This is a genomic window from Massilia sp. BGA-UO-ETr-WB1 (genome assembly GCF_059567845.1).
The window spans coordinates 39,201-57,496 of sequence record NZ_JCAQOT010000023.1 but is presented as its reverse complement, the minus strand read 5'-3'; the positions used below and the strand labels follow the sequence as shown (position 1 = coordinate 57,496).

The 18,296-nt window shown below is 65.6% G+C and carries 14 protein-coding genes; 10 read left to right on the top strand and 4 right to left on the bottom strand.

Annotated elements, in window-relative coordinates; translation table 11 throughout:
- Positions 1–12 precede the first annotated feature (12 nt).
- The 8 genes from AC56DV_RS08700 (at position 13) to AC56DV_RS08665 (ending at position 10,035) form a co-directional block, all read left to right on the top strand.
- Positions 13–2,337, top strand: coding sequence for a chitinase C-terminal domain-containing protein (locus AC56DV_RS08700; RefSeq protein ID WP_496313908.1), 2,325 nt, complete (start codon positions 13–15; stop codon positions 2,335–2,337).
- A 51-nt stretch (positions 2,338–2,388) separates the two neighbouring features.
- Positions 2,389–3,810 (top strand): glycoside hydrolase family 19 protein, encoded by a 1,422-nt coding sequence (locus tag AC56DV_RS08695; protein WP_496313907.1) that lies wholly within the window; start codon positions 2,389–2,391, stop codon positions 3,808–3,810.
- 80 nt (positions 3,811–3,890) lie between these two features.
- Entirely contained in the window at positions 3,891–5,357 is a 1,467-nt protein-coding gene (locus AC56DV_RS08690) for a DUF4214 domain-containing protein (RefSeq protein WP_496313906.1), read from the top strand.
- A 136-nt stretch (positions 5,358–5,493) separates the two neighbouring features.
- Positions 5,494–6,303 (top strand): hypothetical protein, encoded by an 810-nt coding sequence (locus AC56DV_RS08685; protein ID WP_496313905.1) that lies wholly within the window; start codon positions 5,494–5,496, stop codon positions 6,301–6,303.
- Between the two features lie 71 nt (positions 6,304–6,374).
- Positions 6,375–7,823, top strand: a complete 1,449-nt coding sequence (locus AC56DV_RS08680; protein WP_496313904.1) for an L-cystine transporter — start codon at positions 6,375–6,377, stop codon at positions 7,821–7,823.
- 71 nt (positions 7,824–7,894) lie between these two features.
- Positions 7,895–8,656 carry a histidine phosphatase family protein gene (locus tag AC56DV_RS08675; RefSeq protein ID WP_496313903.1) on the top strand — a complete coding sequence of 254 codons (762 nt, stop codon included), beginning with the start codon at positions 7,895–7,897 and terminating at the stop codon, positions 8,654–8,656.
- 5 nt (positions 8,657–8,661) lie between these two features.
- On the top strand, positions 8,662–9,594 hold the full coding sequence (locus tag AC56DV_RS08670; protein WP_496313902.1) for an NAD(P)H-hydrate dehydratase: 933 nt from the start codon (positions 8,662–8,664) through the stop codon (positions 9,592–9,594).
- A 123-nt stretch (positions 9,595–9,717) separates the two neighbouring features.
- Positions 9,718–10,035: a hypothetical protein gene (locus tag AC56DV_RS08665; protein ID WP_496313901.1), complete on the top strand. Its 318-nt coding sequence runs from the start codon at positions 9,718–9,720 to the stop codon at positions 10,033–10,035.
- 68 nt (positions 10,036–10,103) lie between these two features.
- Here the strand turns inward: AC56DV_RS08665 and AC56DV_RS08660 are convergent, their stop codons facing one another.
- From AC56DV_RS08660 to AC56DV_RS08645, 4 genes are all read right to left on the bottom strand, one after another.
- The gene (locus tag AC56DV_RS08660; RefSeq protein WP_496313900.1) at positions 10,104–11,516 is read right to left on the bottom strand and encodes an OmpP1/FadL family transporter; all 1,413 of its coding nucleotides are present in this window, start codon (positions 11,514–11,516) and stop codon (positions 10,104–10,106) included.
- Positions 11,517–11,685: 169 nt separating this feature from the next.
- A complete protein-coding gene (locus AC56DV_RS08655) occupies positions 11,686–14,898 on the bottom strand; it encodes an efflux RND transporter permease subunit (protein ID WP_496313899.1) in 3,213 nt (1,070 codons plus the stop codon).
- Positions 14,899–14,901: 3 nt separating this feature from the next.
- Complete coding sequence (locus tag AC56DV_RS08650; protein WP_496313898.1) at positions 14,902–16,074, bottom strand: efflux RND transporter periplasmic adaptor subunit; 1,173 nt, start codon at positions 16,072–16,074, stop codon at positions 14,902–14,904.
- Positions 16,075–16,242: 168 nt separating this feature from the next.
- Positions 16,243–16,689, bottom strand: a complete 447-nt coding sequence (locus AC56DV_RS08645; protein WP_496313897.1) for a divergent PAP2 family protein — start codon at positions 16,687–16,689, stop codon at positions 16,243–16,245.
- A 123-nt stretch (positions 16,690–16,812) separates the two neighbouring features.
- On the opposite strand from AC56DV_RS08645, the gene AC56DV_RS08640 reads away from it, so the two are divergent.
- Both AC56DV_RS08640 and AC56DV_RS08635 read left to right on the top strand, forming a co-directional pair.
- Entirely contained in the window at positions 16,813–17,844 is a 1,032-nt protein-coding gene (locus AC56DV_RS08640) for a DUF475 domain-containing protein (RefSeq protein ID WP_496313896.1), read from the top strand.
- 37 nt (positions 17,845–17,881) lie between these two features.
- Positions 17,882–18,259, top strand: coding sequence for a DUF8785 domain-containing protein (locus AC56DV_RS08635; protein ID WP_496313895.1), 378 nt, complete (start codon positions 17,882–17,884; stop codon positions 18,257–18,259).
- The last annotated feature ends 37 nt before the right edge of the window (positions 18,260–18,296 follow it).

Here is an 18,296-nt window from a genome sequence, read left to right as displayed (position 1 = left end):
ATCGGAGACACGATGAAAACCAATATGCTGATGCTCATGCTGCTGAGCGGCGCCCTTGCGGCCTGCGGCGGCGCGGGCGACACCGCCACCACCGCGCCCAAGGCGAAACTGCTGGCCGGCGGCGCCGTCGCCGCCGCGACGTGCGACGAATGGTCCGCCAGCGCCGTCTACACGGCCGGGGGCTGCGTCACCTACCAGGGCAAGACCTACACCGCCAAGTGGTGGACCCAGAACAACGTACCCGGCACCGAGCAGTGGGGACCGTGGGAGCTGCAGGCGACAACGCCCACGCCGACTCCGACGCCCACTCCGACTCCGACTCCGACTCCGACGCCGACACCCACGCCGACTCCGACGCCCGCGCCGGTCGCCTGCCGCCCCGACGGCCTGGCCTCGCCCGTCACCAACGTGCCCTATTGCAGCGTCTACGACGCCAACGGCCGCGAGAAGCTGGCAAATGGCCTGAACCGCCGCATCGTCGGCTACTTCACCAGCTGGCGCACGGGCGCGGGCGGCACGCCGTCCTACCTGGTCAACAACATCCCGTGGGACAAAATCACCCACGTCAACTACGCCTTCGCGGCGGTGGACAGCGCCAACAAGGTGCAGATCGGCAGCGGCCCCACCAACCCGGACACCGGCCTGACCTGGCCCGGCAACCCGGCAGCGGCCATGGACCCGTCCCTGCCCTACAAAGGCCACTTCAACCTGCTCGCGCAGTACAAGAAAAAGCACCCCGGCGTGAAGATCATGCTGTCCGTGGGCGGCTGGGCCGGCAGCGGCGGCTTCTACAGCGCCACCACCAACGCCGACGGCTCACTGAACAGCGCAGGCATCAACACCCTGGCCGACTCCATGGTCGCCTTCCTGCGCCAGTACACCTTCTTCGACGGCATCGACATCGACTACGAGCACCCCACCACCAACAACGAAGCCGGCAACCCGCTCGACTTCGGCGTGTCGAAACCGCGCCTGGCGGGCCTGATGAAGAGCTACAACGTGCTGCTCAAAACCGCGCGCGAAAAGCTCGACGCCGCCGCCGTGGCGGACCAGAAGTACTACATGCTCACCATCGCCGGTTCCGCCTCCGCCTGGATACTGCGCGGCGAGGAAAACCTGTCCGGCCTGAAGTACCTGGACTACGCCAGCCTCATGTCGTATGACCTGCACGGCGGCTGGAACCAGTACGTCGGCCCCAACGCCGCGCTGTTCGACGACGGCAACGACGCCGAACTCAAAGCCGGCAACGCCTACCAGTACGGCGGCATCGGCTACCTGAACGTCGACTGGGCCTACCGCTACTACCGCGGCGCGCTGCAGGCCGGCCGCATCAACATCGGCGTGCCCTACTACACGCGCGGCTGGAAGGACGTCGCCGGCGGCACCAACGGCCTGTGGGGCACCAGCCCGCTGGTCAGCAATACTGTCACCTGCGCGGGCGTGAAAACCTGCGGCACCGGCGCGGTCGGCATCGACAATGTGTGGCATGACCTGGACGCCAACGGCCAGCCCGTGCCCGGCGGCGGCAACCCGCTGTGGCACGCGCTCAACCTGCAGAACGCCATCGTGCCAGACTACCTGGACGCCTACGGCATCACCGAGAAAACGCTGACCGGCACCTACGTGCCGAACTACAGCGCCACCATGGCTGCGCCGTGGCTGTGGAACGCCACCCGCAAGGTCTTCCTCTCCACCGAGACCGCGCAATCGATGGCCGCCAAGACCCAGTACGTCATCGACAACAACATCGGCGGCATCATGATCTGGGAGCTGGCCGGCGACTACGCTTGGGACGCCGCCAAGCGCGGCGGCCAGGGCGAGTACTTCATGGGCTACACGCTCACCACCAATATCTACAACGCCTTCAAGGCCGCCGGGCCATACGGCGCGGTGCGCGCGGAATCGGCGATCCCCGCCGGCAGCGCCAAGGTTAGCATCGAACTGGGCGGCTGGAAGCTGGGCGACAGCAACTACCCGATCAACCCGGTGATGACGGTGACCAACAACACCGCCGCCACCATCCCGGGCGGCTCGGTGGTGGAGTTCGACTATCCGGTGTCGGCGCCGGCCAGCATGAGCGACCAGTCGGGCTATGGGCTGAGCGTGATCAAGGCGGGCTACACGGGGCCGAACAACATCGGCGGCTTCAAGGCCAACTTCAACCGCGCCAAGTTCACCATCCCGGCGTGGCAGTCGCTGGCGCCGGGCGCGTCCGTGTCGCTCACCTTGAACTACACACTGCCGATTTCCGGACCGTCCGCCTACACCATCACCGTCAACGGCGTGCGCTATGCGCTGGCTGACGAATACCCGGACCTGCCGGTCGTGCTCAAGTAAAGTCCCCGGGCGGTCCCCTCCAGGGCCGCCCTGCAAAAACCAGGAGACACCATGTCCCAGCTTCGCCTGCTTGCGCCCCTGCTCGCCGCCTTGCTCACAGCCTGCGGCGGCAGCGGCACCCCGTCACAAGCCAGCGCCGCCCCGCGCCTGCTGGCCGGCCCCGCCGCCACCTCCGCCACGGCAGCATCCTGCCCCGCCTGGTCCACCACCCAGGTCTACACCGCCGGCATGTGCGCCATCCACCTCGGCAAACAATACGAAGCCAAGTGGTGGACCCAAGGGAATACCCCCAGCGCCAGCGACGCCTACGGCCCCTGGAAGTACATCGCCGACGCCACCGACCCGCCGGCCAACCCGGACCCCGGCACGCCGCCCGGCGGCATCCCCACCAGGGCCCAGGCCGAAGCGCGCGAAGCCGAACTGACCAACAACGACTTCTTCCGCAAGGTGAATGCCAGCATCCGCACGCTGGACAACCCCGCCGTGGAAGCCGTAGCGCCCGGCGCCGCCGCCAATCCCGTGAACGTCAAGCGCGTCGAACGCCTGCTGTCGTCCGCCAAATGGGACTTCTACTTCGGCATGCGCGAGCCAAGCTACACCTACCGCCGCTTCCTGCAGGCCGTCGCCAAGTTCCCCGCCGTCTGCGACGACTACACAGACGGCCGCAACGCCGACAACCTCTGCCGCCGCACGCTGGCCACCATGTTCGCCCACTTCGCCCAGGAAACCGGCGACCACAACGCCAGCATCCCGCTGCCGCAATGGCGCCAGGGCCTGAAGTACCTGCGCGAGATGGGCTGCGAGGAAACCGGCGCCGGCTGCGGCTACAACACCGAATGCGCAGACCCGGTGTTCAACTCGGTCTGGACCTGCGGCAAAAACGCCGACGGCAGCTACAAGAAATACTTCGGACGCGGCGCCAAGCAGCTCTCCTACAACTACAACTACGGCCCCTTCTCGCAAGTGATGCACAACGGCGACCAGTCGGTGCTGCTGAAGGACCCGGACCTGGTGGCCTCCACCTGGCTCAACCTGGCCTCCGCCACCTTCTTCTTCGTCTACCCGCAGCCGCCCAAGCCGTCCATGCTGCACGTGATCGACGGCACCTGGGTGCCGAATGCGGCCGACGCGGCGGCCGGCGCCGGCAACAACTTCGCCACCACCATCATGATCATCAACGCCGAATGCGGCACCGGCACCGAAAAGCCGGCGGCGCAGAACCGCATCGACTACTACAAGCAGTTCGCGGCGGACCTGGGCTGGAACGTGGCGGGCGAACAGCTCTCCTGCGCCGCCATGCAGCGCTTCGGCCCATCCAGTTCGGCGGCCTACAACATCTACTGGGAGAAGAACTGGAACAGCGGCGGCGACTACCAGTGCCAGCTGGTCAGCTACCAGACCCCGTACAGCGCCCTCATCCCCGGCAACTACGCCAAGTGCGTGGAAAAGAACTGGAGCGTGGTGCTGAAATAGCAGGATAGTGACACTTGGTGAGCATCCAGCTTGGGGGAAGACGCTACTATCAGTCTTCCTCCACCTGGGATAGGCACATCATGGCCGACGACTGCGACAGCCCCCCTTCAACTGCTGGCAGCCTCGCCCCCGGCAGCGAAGCCAGCGGCGTATTCGGCAGCTACGACAGTGACGGGTTCGGGATATGGGCCAGCAGCTATACCATCCTGCTGGCTGAGACGCAGGACGACGCTGGCTCGTCGATGGCGACCGCCGCGAGCTTGGAAGTCGGAGAGATCCGTGGCGGCACGCTGGAAGTCGGGCGCGACCGGGACTGGTATGGCGTGCAGTTGCAAGCCGGCGTTACCTACTTCATCAAGGCACAGGGTAGCGAAGGCGAGCAAGGCGAAACCGCCTACAGCTCATACCATGGGCGGCTGCGCCTGTTCGATAGCGCTGGTGGGCAGTTGGAGTCGGCCATTGCCAATATCATGCCGAACAATAGTTATACGATGCCATTCACGCCCGCCACATCCGGCACCTATTACATTGAAATGGCGGACGAGGAAGGCAAGCAAGCCGGCCACTACAGTATCAGTGCCAGTGTCGGCGTTAAAGATGATCGCATCATCGCCCGCTACCTGCCTATAGGCACGGTGCAGGGCCAGCTCGAACACCCGGACGACAGCGACGGCTTCTTGTTGCGCCTGCAGAAAGGCGACACCTACTCGCTCGTGTTGGCGCCCGGCCCAAACGAGGACAACTCGTTGCTGAAGATGCTCTACACCGGCAACTCCTTTGCTGACGGCCATAGCATGTACAGCCGGCCTGACGGCACCATCCGCGTTATTGCGTCATCCCAAACAACGAAAGACCTGAGCATCAGTGTCTACACCAGCCCCCCGGAGGGTACGCCGGATTACACCATCAAGGTCGCCTACACACAGGCGGCAACGCAGATTTCCGGAACCAGTGGCAACGACATACTTGGCGCATCCGCCAACAACGCCCGCATCGAAGGCGGCGCGGGGCTCGACACGGCAAGCTATGCTGGCAGCCGCGCCTCATACTTCGTCACGTTCCAAAGCCTGAAAGGCATTGTCGAAAAAACAGGCAGCACCGATATGCCGGACATCCTGAGCAATGTGGAACGGCTGCTGTTCCAGGATGGCGCCGTGGCGCTCGATATCGACGGCCATGCCGGGCAAGCCTACCGGCTCTATCAGGCCGCGCTGAACCGCGCTCCCGACCTGGTGGGCCTGGGGTTCTGGATTTCGCACCTGGACAACGGCAGCGCCCTGGTCAGCATTGCGCAGGGCTTCCTCGACAGCCCCGAGGCGCAGCAGCTGTATGGCGCCGCGCAGAGCGATGCGGATTTCGTCACCAGCCTGTACAACAATGTGCTGCAGCGCGCACCGGAAGCCGCCGGCATGACGTTCTGGCTCAACCACCTTCAAAACGGCATGTCGCACGCCCAGATGCTCACCAGCTTCAGCGAAAGCGCTGAGAACCAGGCCAATGCACTGAAGCTGATCGGCAGCGGCATTGAATACACGCCGTACGGCTAGACGCGCCCATCGCGGCCCGCATCGCCATGGGCGCCCCCTCGTGCGAAACTTTTTTTGCGAAAGTGACAATGCGTGAATTTTGCGCGTCTATATTTATCCTATCCTAATAGCAATTCTGTTAAATCGTTTATCTTGCATGCCAAACTCCGTCGACCAGGCCGCAGCTGGCCTGCCTTCACGCTACCGCGTCATTGCGCGCGGCCCCAAGCCGGGACAAGACGCCACGCAAGTGGCCGCGCGGCTGGCCGCGCTGTTCCAGCGCAGCGTGCAGCAGATGCACTCCTTGCTGGCGGCGCCGTCCGCCGTCGTTAAAAAAGGCATCGACCTGGCCAGCGCCCAGCAATTCACCGAGGCGCTGGAGCAATGCGGCTGCGCCTGCCATATTGAAGCGGAGGCGCCGGACTTCAGCGCACTGCCGCTGAAGCGCTTCGCCAGCCCCGGCATCGGCATCGTGCTGAACGCGCCGCAGGCCTGGCGCGACAATGTGGACGGCCATGTCCACCAGCTGTTCGACCTGGCCAGCGGTAGCCAGCTGGCGGCCATCGGCGTGGCCAACACCAGCTTGACGGTGCATGACTGGAACGAGCTGCGCCTGCGCAAGGTGGCCGAGGAAATGCCTTGGCTGAAACAGGTGAAGCGGCCATACCGGCTGGAGGGCGAAAACTGGGGCATGCGGGTGCAAGGCGTGGCCACCGAATACCAGGGCGCCTTCCCGGGCCTGGACAAGGCCTGCAACGCCATCAGCCACTACATGGTGATCAGCCTGTGGACGCGGCACGCGCTGGTCTGCCTGACCATACACTCGCCGGCCGCCGCCTTCAAGGAAAACGAGACGCTGTACCGCTGGCTGCTGCAAACCCAGCTCAGCGTGCAGGAGCATCCGCCCGGCCCGGTACGCGATGAAGCCATGGCGCGCTGGCTCAAGTACAACAAGGTGGCGCTCTGACACCGGGGTGGGATTTGCCTTAAAATGGCCCGGCAACTGTTTATCCACCACAACAAGTTCAGGGCCGGCGAATGGCAAGCAACGCAACTATCAATCTCGCGATCAATCTGGCGATAGCACTGGCGCTGCTCGCCTTCATGTACCGCCAGCAAAGCAAGCATGCCAGTTTCACCGTGCGCGTGTTCACCGGCCTCGGCCTGGGCGTGCTGCTGGGCGCCGGCCTGCAAGCCGTCTACGGCGCCGCCAACCCCGAGCTGAAGACCACCACCGAGTACCTGGACATCGTCGGCACCGGCTACGTGAAGCTGCTGCAGATGATCATCATGCCGCTGATTATGGTCTCCATCGTCGCGGCCATCCTCAAGCTCAGGAACGCCTCCTCGCTGGGCAAGATCAGCGCGCTCACCATCGGCACCCTGATCGCCACCACCATCGTGGCGGCCGGCATCGGCATCCTGATGGCCAAGCTGTTCAACCTGAGCGCCGTGGGCCTGACCGCCAACGCGGCCGAAGCGGCGCGCGGCGCCTATCTGCAAGGCAAGCTGGGCGACGCCCAGGCGATTTCGCTGCCCAGCATGCTCATCAGTTTCATCCCCGCCAATCCCTTCCTCGACCTGACGGGCGCGCGCAAGACCTCCACCATCGCGGTGGTGATCTTCTCCATCTTCGTCGGCATCTCGGCCATCGGCATCCACGACAAGAAACCCGAGCTGTTCGCCTCCTTCGACCGCTTCATCCAGGTGGCGCACGCCATCGTGATGCGCATGGTCACGCTGGTGCTGCGCCTCACCCCGTACGGCGTGTTCGCGCTGATGGCCGGCCTGGTGGCCAGCTCCAGCTATGCCGACATCCTCAAGCTGATCGGCTTCGTGCTGGCCTCGTACAGCGCGCTGATACTGATGTTCTGCGTGCACCTGGCCATGGTGTCGGCGGCCGGCCTGAACCCGCTGCGCTACGTGCAGAAGATTTTCCCGGTGCTGGCCTTCGCCTTCACCTCGCGCACCAGCGCCGGTTCCATCCCGATGAGCGTGCAGACCCAGACGCGCCGCCTCGGCACGCCGGAAGGCGTTGCCAACTTCGCCGCCTCGTTCGGCGCCACCATCGGCCAGAACGGCTGCGCCGGCATCTACCCGGCCATGCTGGCAGTGATGATCGCGCCCACCGTGGGCATCGACCCGTTCACGGCGGGCTTCATCGTGCCGCTGCTGGCCATCATCGCGGTCGGCTCGGTGGGCGTGGCCGGCGTGGGCGGCGGCGCCACTTTCGCCGCGCTGATCGTGCTGTCGTCGATGAACCTGCCGGTGGCGCTGGCCGGCCTGCTGATCTCGATCGAGCCGCTGATCGACATGGGCCGCACCGCGCTCAACGTGAGCGGTTCCATCGCGGCCGGCACCGTCACCAGCCGGGTGCTGGGCGAGACCGATATGGCTGTGTTCAACGGCGACGCGGAACTGGGCGACGAACCGGGCGATGAAAGCGGAGCCGGACGCGAGGGCAAAGCGGAGAGCAAAGCGGCCTAAACACCCTCGCGCCACACTTTTGTAAATTCGACTAGCATGGGCCGGACTTCTTCTCGAACGGAGCAGCCGGCATGGAACAAAAGTGGCCCCAGCAACTGTGGCTCGTGCGGCATGGCCAGAGCGCGGGCAACGTGGCGCGCGACGCGGCCGAAGCCGCGTCGCAGTTTTTGATCGACATCGCCCACCGCGACGTCGACGTGCCCCTGTCTGAACTGGGTGAGCGCCAGGCGCGCGCGTTGGCGGCCTGGTTCGGCGCCCTGCCCGCCGCGCAGCAGCCCGACGTGGTGCTGCACTCCCCCTACGTGCGCGCGGCCGGCACCGCCGCCGCCGTCATCGAACAGCTGGGCCGCGAACGGCTGACGGTGATCGCCGACGAGCGCCTGCGCGAGAAGGAGTTCGGCATCCTGGACCGGCTCACGCCGCTGGGCATTGCCGATAAATTCCCCGAACTGGCCGAGCAGCGCAAGCATGTGGGCAAGTTTTATTTCCGCCCGCCAGGCGGCGAAAGCTGGTGCGACGTCATCCTGCGCCTGCGCAGCGTGCTCGACACCATCACCCGCGAATACCGGGGCGACCGCGTGCTCATCGTCGGCCACCAGGTGACGGTCAACTGCTTCCGCTACCTGCTCGAGCGCATGGACGAGTCCGAGATCCTGGCGGTCGACCGCAAGGCGGACGTGCCCAACTGCGGCGTCACCTCCTACCAGTTCGATCCGGCGGCGGGCAAGCGCGGCAAGCTGGTGCTGCAAGGCGCCAACTTCGTGGCGCCGCTGGAAGACACCGGCACGCCGGTCACCGTCAAGCCGGACGTGCCGGCCGCACCCAAATCCTGACCGCCATGCCCAGCAACAAAACCTACGCCATCGACATCAGCCTGCGCACCTTGCGCGAATGGCCGCTGCCGCTGCCCAATTTCGACAGCGACAAGGAATTGCGCGGCCACGTGCTGGTGGTGGCCGGCTCGCGCGAAATGCCGGGCGCGGCCCTGCTGGCGGCCACGGCGGCGCTGCGCGCGGGCGCCGGCAAGCTGACCCTGGCCACCGCCGCCAGCACCGCGCCGCACGTGGCGGCCGCGCTGCCGGAGGCGCGCGTGATCGGGCTGGCGGAAACGGCCGGCGGCGGCTTTTCCATCGAGGCCGCGCGCAAGCTGGGCGAACTGGCGTCCAAGGTGGACGCGCTGCTGGTCGGTCCCGGCATGCAGGACGAGGCCGCCAGCGCGGAGCTGGTGCGCGCCCTGCTGCCGCGTTTCGCGGGCTGCAAAATCATCCTGGACGCGGCCGCCATGGAACTGCTGCGCCCGCCCGCCGAGCCGCACCTGCTGGCCGAGCCGGTGGATAGCGAACACTTCCGCTTCGAGGAAGCGGTGCTGCTGACGCCGCACGCGGGCGAACTGGCCCACTTGTGCGGGCAATCCCGGCAGGCGGTGCAGGCCGAGCCGCACGGCATGGCGCTGCGCTACGCGGCGCGCTGGAACGCGGTGGTGGCGCTGAAAGGGCCGCTGACCGTGATCGCCGCGCCCGGCGGCGAGCTGTGGGAACACGAGGGCGGCAATATCGGCCTGGCCATTTCCGGCTCGGGCGACGCGCTGGCCGGCATCATCGCCGGGCTGGCGGCGCGCGGCTGCGTGCTGGAGCAGGCGGCCGCCTGGGGCGTGGCGCTGCACGCGGCGGCCGGCGACCAGCTGGCGCTGCGCTACGGCACGCTGGGCTACCTGGCGCGAGAAATCGCGGCCGAAGTGCTGGCGCTGCTGCGCACCCTGGCGCCGGCGTGAAAGGACAAGCTGGCGGTGGAACCTTCGGACCGCAACGCACTCTAATAATACAGAACTTATCGGGACTTATTCTGGCGAGCAATTCCTTAAGAAGTAGCTTTACTCACCATGAAAGGAAATATCATGAAAGCACTAAGCACCACGCTGCTGTTGAGCGCCATCCTGGCCACCGCCACCCTGGCGGGCTGCAAAGACCGCCCGGCCGACACCGGCACCAGCACCGGCGCCACCGACAGCACGGCGCCAGCGCCCCCGGCCACCACCACGCCGCCGGCCGTCACGCCGGCTCCGGCGCCTATGCCTGAAACCACGCCGGCCCCTGCCACGCCAACCGATCCGGCTGCGCCGCCTTCGGCCACGCCGCCTTCCAGCGGCACGTCCGGCACCACGGGCACCACCGGCAGCGGCACCAACAAGGACAATCCGCCGCCGAAATACTAAGCGAATAATAAAAAGAGGCAGGCTGCCCTTGCGGGACAGCCTGCCTCATCGCGCCGGGAGCGGTTGAATCAGAACTGGTGGTTGTACGCCACGCCCAGCAGTTGCAGATGGGTTTGGTATGTGCCGCGCGTGGTTTCACCGTTGCCGGTGCAGCCGGCCGTCAGCGGCGAGCAGTTGTTGCGGTAGTTCGCGCTGGCATCCTTGAAGTCCAGGTAGCTGTACGCCACGTCGATCGACGCGCGCGGCGACAGCTGGTAGTTGGCGCCGAAGGAGAACTGGTTGCGGCTGCTGTCCGGCAGCGCGGGATGGCGCAGCTGGTCGCCGTTCACCGGCGTCTGCTCGTGCGCGATACCGCCGCGCAGGGTCAGCTTGTCGTCGGCCTTGTAGTTCGCGCCCAGCGACACGCGCACGCTGTTCTTCCATTGCTGGCGGATCACTTCGTCGCCCTCGTCCGTGCCGGGGAACTCGATGTGCAGGTCGCCCAGGCGCGAATGGCGGGTCCACGTCACGTCGCCCATGGCGGCCCAGCGCGCGTTAATCTGGTGGAAGCCGTTCAGCGACAGCGTTTCCGGGGTGCGCAGCGCCACCAGCGCGGCCGAGTTCACCTTGCGCGAGCTGGCCGCCAGCACCTTGTTTACCACCGGGTCCGCCGTCACATTGGAGAAGTCCCACACGGTGGAACCCTTCAGCTTGTGCGAGATGGACGAACGGTAGGAAATGCTGAAGCGGGTGTCCTGGTTCAGCTGGAACATATAGCCCAGGTTGAAGCCGAAGCCCCAGTCCTTGCCGTCGTTCTCGCCGCGGCCGTCCTTCACGCCGGCCAGCGCGGCCGGGTTGCCGCCCAGCGCCACGATCTGGCGGATCAGGGCGGCGCTGTTCGGGGTGCCCGCCAGCGCGGCCACGGTACCCGGCACGTCCACCGCCTGGCCCAGCTCGGCCTTCATGAACTCGGCGGTCAAGCCGAAGCCGAAGGAATGCTGCTCATTCAGCTTGAACGCGGCGGACGGGTTCAGCGCGATCGATTCCAGCTTGATGTTGGTCAGCGCGTAGCGCCCGTTCCAGTTGTCGCCGTAGTTCAGCTTGGTGCCGTATGGCACGAACAAGCCCACGCCGGCGGTCCACTGGCTGTCGATCTGCCTGGTGTAGTACAGCGACGGGGCCACCACGAAGTCCGGCGCGTAGTCTTCGGTGGCGGTGCCGCCGGCCGGGGTGCCGGTGAAGCGTTTGGAGCCGGTGTCGGTGTAGGTCGAGTGCGGCACCACGGCGGTGGCGCCGGCGCTGAAGCGCTGCCCCTGCAGGCGGCTCATGCCGGCCGGGTTGTAGAACAGCACGCTGGCGTCGCCGGCTTCGGCCGCGTTGGCGTCGGCCGTGCCTTGCGCTGCCACGCTCTGGGAGCCGAAACGGTAGCCGGAAGCGGCGGCGGAAGTGGACATGGCGGCCAGCGCGGCGGCCACGATCAGGGGCAGGTGTTTAGATTTCAATGTCGGTCTCAAGGGAATGTTTGCTATTTGCTTATCCCGGCAGCGGGTAGCCGGCGCCAGGCGGGGGCGTAGCATACTACATTTATGAAGTAGTTGCCCATTGCCTTGAGTCACTATCCTGGCAAAAAAAAAGGACCCCGAGGGGTCCTTTCAGCCAGGCGCGGCGCGCTTAGGCGGCAGGCTTCAGGCTCGTGTTGCCGCGGCCGGTCACCTTCAGCACCACCCACTTGAGCAGGCGGTACACCAGGCGCACGAACACCAGGGTCAGCAGCGCCTCGACGAAAGTCAGCAGGAAGGCCAGCGCCGCACCCCAGCGCGCGTCGCGGCGGTGGAACTTGGCCACCATGCGGTCGCGGGCGATCTCGATGCTGTCGTAGAAGGTCGGCACCACCAGCAGGGTCAGGAAGGTGGAGGTGATGGTGCCGCCGATGATGGCGATCGCCATTGGACGGTAGAACTCGCCGCCCTCGCCCATGCCGATGGCCACCGGCATCATGCCCGCGATCAGCGCAAAGGTCGTCATCAGGATCGGACGCAAACGCATGCGGCCGGCATGCATCAGCGCATCCTCGCGGCCGTAGCCTTCCTCTTCGCGCTTGCGCGCCGCGTCCAGCAGCAGGATGGCGTTCTTGGCCACCAGGCCCATCAGCATGATGACGCCGATAAAGCTCATCAGGTTCAAGGTGCCGCCGGTCAGCAGCAGGCCCACCACCACGCCGATCAGCGACAGCGGCAAGGACAGCATCACCGCGCCGGGCGCCGTGAAGGACCCGAACTGCATCACCAGCACCAAATACATCAGGCCGATGCCCGCCACCAGCGAAATGCCCATCTGGGTGAACACTTCCTGCTGGTCCTTGCCGGAACCGCCCACGGCCAGGCCGAAGCCGGGCGGGTAGTCCAGCGACTTGGCCAGCTTCATCGCATCCGAAATCACTTCGCCGTGCGCGCGGCCTTCCACGTTGGCCGACACCGAAATGGTGCGCTTGCCGTTCTTGTGGCGGATGGTGGACGGGCCCTTGCCCATGGTGACGCGGGCGATCTGGTCCAGCGGCACCATCATATTGGTGTTGGACACGCCGATCGGCAGGCGCTCGATGTTGTCCAGGCTGACACGGTCCTCGGGGTGCAGGCGCACCGCCACGTCGCGCGTTTCGCCGGTCGGGTCGACCCAGTCGCCCACTTCGATGCCGGCGAAGGCCACTCGCAGCGCCTGCGCCGCGTCGCCGGCCGAGATGCCCATCGAGTTGGCCAGCGAACGGTTCAGTTCGATCTGCAGCTCGTCCTTCGGATCCTGCTCGGACAGGCCCACGTCCACCGCGCCCGGCACCTGGCGCAGCTTGTCCATGAAGGTGTTGGTGATTTCCATCAGCTTGCGCGAATCCGGGCCGACGAAGTCGATCTGCACCGGCTTGCGGGCGTTGTTGGACAGGTCGTCCAGCACCACGAACTCGCCGCCCACCAGGCCGGCCAGCTTCTGGCGCAGCTCCACGCCGATCTCGGTGGCGTCGCGGTCACGCTTGGAGCGCTTGCCGATGTCGACCCAGATGCGGCCGCCCGACAGGTTCACATAGGTGCTGGTCGCTTCCACTTCCGGGATGGTGTGGGCGATTTGCGCCGCCTTGGACATCTTCATCTTGGTGTATTCCAGGCTCGACGAGGACGGCGTGCGCACCTCGATGGCCAGCGAACCGAAGTCCGACTTCGGCAGGAAGCTGGTGCCGCCCCATTTCACCTGCAGGGCGATCGCGCCGGCGAAGCTGGCGAAGGCGATCACGGCCATCCAGCGGCGGTGGTGCAGCGCCCAGGCGATCACTTTGCCGTAGCGGTCGGCCTGGTGGTCGAACCAGTGGTTGAACTTGTCGAGCACCTTGCCGATGCCTTTTTTCTGCGCCGTGTGGTGGTCGGCCGGGTCGCCCCAGTAGGCCGACAGCATCGGGTCCAGCGTGAAGGAGATGAACAGCGACACCGCCACCGAGCAGGTCACGGTCAGCGCGAACGGACGGAACCACTCGCCCGGCATGCCCGGCATGAAGGCCACCGGAATGAACACCGCCATGATGGAGAAGGTGGTGGCCGCCACGGCCAGGCCGATTTCGGCGGTGCCGTCCAGCGCGGCCTTGCGGCGGTCCGAGCCCATCTGCATGTGGCGCACGATGTTTTCCCGCACCACGATGGCGTCGTCGATCAGCACGCCGATCGCCAGCGACAGGCCGAGCAGGGTCATGAAGTTCAGGGTAAAGCCGCACAGCCAGACCGCGATGAAGGCCGCCACCACCGAGGTCGGCAGCGACAGCGCGGTGATCAGGGTCGAGCGCCACGAGTTCAGGAAGGCGTACACCACGAAAATGGTCAGCACGGCGCCGAACACCAGCGCCTCGATCACGTTGTTCAGGGAATCCTGCGCGTCTTCGCCGCCGTCCTGGGTGATTTCCAGCGACGCCGTCTCGCCCAGTTCCTTGTTGATTTCGGCCACCAGCGCGCGGGTTTCCTTGGCAACGCTGACGGTGGACGCTTCACGCGAACGGATGATGGACAGGCCGACGTTGGACTTGCCGGAGCGCAGGCTGATGTTGTTGATTTCGGCAAAGCCGTCCTCGATGGTGGCCAGCTGGCCCAGGCGGATCAGTTCGTCGCCGCGGCGCTTGACCACCACGTCCTGGAACTCTTCCGGGCGCTCGATGCGGCCGACCAGGCGGATCGCCTTCTCGTCCAGGGCGCCGCGCACCTTGCCCACCGGGGCGTTGGTGTTCTGCATGCGCAGCGCGCTGGCCACCTCGGCCACCGACACGTTGTATTCACGCAGCTTCTCGGCGCGCAGCAGCACCGACAGCTCGCGCCGCAGCGCGCCGTTGACGTTGACCACGGCCACGCCGTCCAGCGCGCGGAAGCGGTCGGCCAGCTTGTCTTCCGCCAGGCGCGAAATGGCCGCGTGCGACATGTTCTTGGACGACAGCGAGATCTGCATGACCGGCTGGGCCGAGTCGTCGACCCGCTGTATCATCGGCTCGCGCATCTCGGTCGGCAGCTTGTAGCGCACCGAGGCGATCGAGTTGCGCACCTCGTCCGAGGCTTCGATCAGGTTCTTGTCGAAGGCGAAGCGCAGTTCGATGGTGGCGCTGCCTTCGCGCGAGGTGCTGTACGAGTCGGTCACGCCGGAAATGCTTTGCAGCGATTTTTCCAGGCGGTTGACGATCTCGCGCTCCACCGTCTCCGGCGAGGCGCCCGGATACGGGATGTTGACGATCAGGACGGGAATGTCGACGTCCGGGTTCTGGTTGACGCGCAGCTTGGACAGCGCCAGCAGCCCCATGGCCATCATCGCCACGATCAGCACGATCATGGCGACGGGGCGCTTGATACTGAAATCGGAGAGGAACATGGCTTAGTTTCCTTTGTTGGCTGCCGCAGGCGCAGCCGCGCCGGCCGAAGCGACCGCCTTGGGCTGCTGCATTTCGACCTTCTGGCCGTCGCGGAAGGCCGACGACGGCGCGCGCAGCACCATGTCGCCCGAGGCCAGGCCTTTTTCCACCTGCCAGGCACCGCTGCGCGCGTCGCGCGCGCCGATATCCAGGCGCGCTTTGACCAGCGCCTTGTCCTTGATCTTCCAGGCGTAGGTGTCGTCGCCCTGCTTGACCAGCGCCGATTCGGGGATCATCAGGGCGGCGGTGGTGGCGGCCTCGATGCGGCCCTCGGCGAACAGGCCGGCCACGCCAGGGCGGGCCTTGTCGGCGAATTCCACCAGCACTTCCACCTGGCGGGTGACCGAGTTGGCGGCCGGATCGACGCGCTTGACCTTGCCGTTGAAGCTCTGGCCCGGGTAGCCGTTGATGGCGAACACCACGCTCTGGCCGGTTTTCACCACGCCCACCTTGTCGGCCGAGACCCGGCCTTCAAAGCGCATGGACGAAGGATCGACCACTTTCACCAGTTCCTTGCCGACCTGGGCGGTATCGCCGGCCGACACCTTGCGCTCGGAGACGATGCCGTCGAACGGCGCGCGCACCAGGGTGCGCGAGAGCTGCTGGTTGGCGGCCACCAGGCGCGCCTTGGCGGCCGACAGGTCGCTCTGGGCATTGTTGCGACGCACTTCGGCGTCTTCCAGCACCTGCGAGGAGACCATGCCGGACGATTTCAGCGTCTTCTGGCGGGCCAGCACGCGCTCGGCCTGTTCCAGCGACTGGGTGGAGGCGCGTACCGCCTCGCTGGCCGAGCTCATGGAATCGCGCAGCGAGGTGTCGTCCAGGCGCACCAGCAGGTCGCCCTTCTTCACCGGCTCGCCGTTTTCCTTCAGCACCTGCATCACCACCGCGCCCACTTCGGCGCGCATGTCGGCTTTGCGTTCCGGCTCGATGGAACCGGTGATCACCGGGCCGGAGGCCAGAGCATTGGTTTCCAGGGTGACCAGGTCCTCTGGAGCGACTTGCAGCGTAGCCAACTTCTTGTCGTCGGCCTTGGCCGACGCACTGGCCTTGCCGGCCTCCGGCGCTTTGTCAGACTTGCCGCAAGCGACGAGCGCTGAAGCGACGGCGAAAGCTATGAGGGTTTTACGCAACATATAAATCTCCAGAGGATAGGACTGCTTTGCTGTTATTAGATGCATGTTTCTGCAAGCCGCAGAGTATCCGGGGCGCGGATGGCAGTGTCAATTCGCAGGTGGCCAGACTGCGGGTTTTTGTGGATGGAATGCTGAAATGGCGGATAAACCGCAAATCAGCGGCAAAAATCAGCGGCTAAATACAGCGTGGACCAAATGACCGATGGCGATGCCGGTGCACAAGCCGCCGATGATTTCGACCACCGTGTGGCCCATGCGCTCGCGCAGCCAGGTGTGCGCTCCCTGCTGCCCGCCGCCCTGCTGCGCCTCGCCGTCCTTGGCCAGGCGGTTGATCGCCGCCGCCTGCCGCCCGACGTGCTGGCGCAGGCTGTTGGCGTCGATGACGACGATGAAGCACAGCGCCACCGCCACGCCGAAGGCCGGGTGCCCCATGCCTTCGCGCAGCGCGATCAATGTGGCCATGCTGGACACCACGGCGCTGTGGTTGCTGGGGAAGCCGCCGTTGCCGACCAGGTTGAACGCCCAGCGGCGCGCTTTGACGCTATTAATCAAAAATTTGATCGGACCGACGGCGGTCCAGGTAATGACAGGGGTAAGCAAGTAGGCGAGATCCATCGGAATTCCTTTGTGGCAATCCATCCATTATCGCAGAATGAATGTGGACGGCGATAGCAAGTCATATAAAATCGACATGCTGATTTTGCCGGGGAACCACACGGAAACCACACAAGGAGCCACATGAAACATTTCAGAATATCCATCCTGGTCACCATCGTCCTCATGCTCCTGGCCTGCTGGTGGGGCTACAGCCGCGGCGGCGTCAGCGGCATGCTGACCGCGCTGTGGATCACGGCCGTGCTGGGGGTGATGGAAGTCTCGCTCTCGTTCGACAACGCGGTGGTCAACGCCGCCGTGCTGCGCGACTGGAACGCATTCTGGCAAAAACTGTTTCTCACGGTGGGTATCCTGGTGGCGGTGTTCGGCATGCGCCTGCTGTTCCCGCTGCTGATCGTCTCCTTCGCCACCGGCCTGGGCCTGGTGGAAGTGTGGAACATGGCGCTGGCCACGCCGGATGAATACTCGCGCTACCTGACCGACGTGCACGCCGAAGTGGCGGCCTTCGGCGGCGCCTTCCTGCTGCTGGTGTTCCTCAACTTCCTGTTCGACGAGGAAAAGGAGCTGCACTGGCTGGGCTGGATCGAGGAAAGGCTGGGCGCGCTGGGCACCGCCGGCCTGGCCATCCTGCTCACCCTGCTGGGCATCCTGGCCTGCGTGGGCCTGGTGCCGGAGGCGAAAAAGTTCAGCGTGCTGTCGTCCGGCGTGATCGGGGTGGCGGTGTACGTGGCGGTGGACTGGATCAGCAGCCTGCTCGAGAGCAAGGAGCACGACCCGGTGACCGGCGTGGCGCTGGCCAAGGGCGGCATCGGCGGCTTCATGTACCTGGAAGTGCTGGACGCCTCGTTCAGCTTCGACGGCGTGATCGGCGCCTTCGCGATCACCTCGGACGTGGTCATCATCATGCTGGGACTGGCCATCGGCGCCATGTACGTGCGTTCGCTGACGGTGTACCTGGTGCACAAGGGCACGCTGGACGAATTCGTGTTCCTGGAACACGGCGCGCACTACGCCATCGGCATCCTGGCGCTGATCATGCTGGCCAGCGTGAAATACCACATTCCTGAATGGTTCACGGGGCTGTCCGGGGTGGCGTTCATCCTGGTGTCGCTATGGTCGTCGGTACGATACCGCCGCCGGATGGCCGGGGAATGATAAGATCACAAGGTTGCCACCCAAACCAGCGAATCACATGATCAAACCATCCTCCCGCATCAAATACATCCTGCTGGCGCTCGTGCTGGGCGCCGGCTTGCTGTTCGCCGCCTACACCTGGATCACGCTCAGCGTGTCCTATTCGGAAGGCGAGCGCGCCGGCTACCTGCAAAAATTCTCCAAACGGGGCTGGATCTGCAAGACCTGGGAAGGCGAATTGCTGCTGACGTCGATGCCCGGCGCCATCCCGGAGAAGTTCCAGTTCAGCGTGCGCGACCCCGAGCTGGCCAAGCAGATGTCGGCCGCCACCGGCAAGCGCATCCTGCTCACCTACGCCCAGCACAAAGGCGTGCCAACCGACTGCTTCGGCGAAACCGAGTACTACGCCGAACGGGTGCAAGTTCCCGCGCAATAAAAAAAGGCGGGTTACCAACCCGCCCTCCCCACAGCAC

Bases quoted from the DNA above. Each gene is read 5' to 3' on its own strand.
- AC56DV_RS08700 (WP_496313908.1), top strand. From the start codon at position 13: ATGAAAACCAATATGCTGATGCTCATGCTGCTGAGCGGCGCCCTTGCG.
- AC56DV_RS08695 (WP_496313907.1), top strand. From the start codon at position 2,389: ATGTCCCAGCTTCGCCTGCTTGCGCCCCTGCTCGCCGCCTTGCTCACA.
- AC56DV_RS08690 (WP_496313906.1), top strand. From the start codon at position 3,891: ATGGCCGACGACTGCGACAGCCCCCCTTCAACTGCTGGCAGCCTCGCC.
- AC56DV_RS08685 (WP_496313905.1), top strand. From the start codon at position 5,494: ATGCCAAACTCCGTCGACCAGGCCGCAGCTGGCCTGCCTTCACGCTAC.
- AC56DV_RS08680 (WP_496313904.1), top strand. From the start codon at position 6,375: ATGGCAAGCAACGCAACTATCAATCTCGCGATCAATCTGGCGATAGCA.
- AC56DV_RS08675 (WP_496313903.1), top strand. From the start codon at position 7,895: ATGGAACAAAAGTGGCCCCAGCAACTGTGGCTCGTGCGGCATGGCCAG.
- AC56DV_RS08670 (WP_496313902.1), top strand. From the start codon at position 8,662: ATGCCCAGCAACAAAACCTACGCCATCGACATCAGCCTGCGCACCTTG.
- AC56DV_RS08665 (WP_496313901.1), top strand. From the start codon at position 9,718: ATGAAAGCACTAAGCACCACGCTGCTGTTGAGCGCCATCCTGGCCACC.
- AC56DV_RS08655 (WP_496313899.1), bottom strand. From the start codon at position 14,898: ATGTTCCTCTCCGATTTCAGTATCAAGCGCCCCGTCGCCATGATCGTG.
- AC56DV_RS08650 (WP_496313898.1), bottom strand. From the start codon at position 16,074: ATGTTGCGTAAAACCCTCATAGCTTTCGCCGTCGCTTCAGCGCTCGTC.
- AC56DV_RS08645 (WP_496313897.1), bottom strand. From the start codon at position 16,689: ATGGATCTCGCCTACTTGCTTACCCCTGTCATTACCTGGACCGCCGTC.
- AC56DV_RS08640 (WP_496313896.1), top strand. From the start codon at position 16,813: ATGAAACATTTCAGAATATCCATCCTGGTCACCATCGTCCTCATGCTC.
- AC56DV_RS08635 (WP_496313895.1), top strand. From the start codon at position 17,882: ATGATCAAACCATCCTCCCGCATCAAATACATCCTGCTGGCGCTCGTG.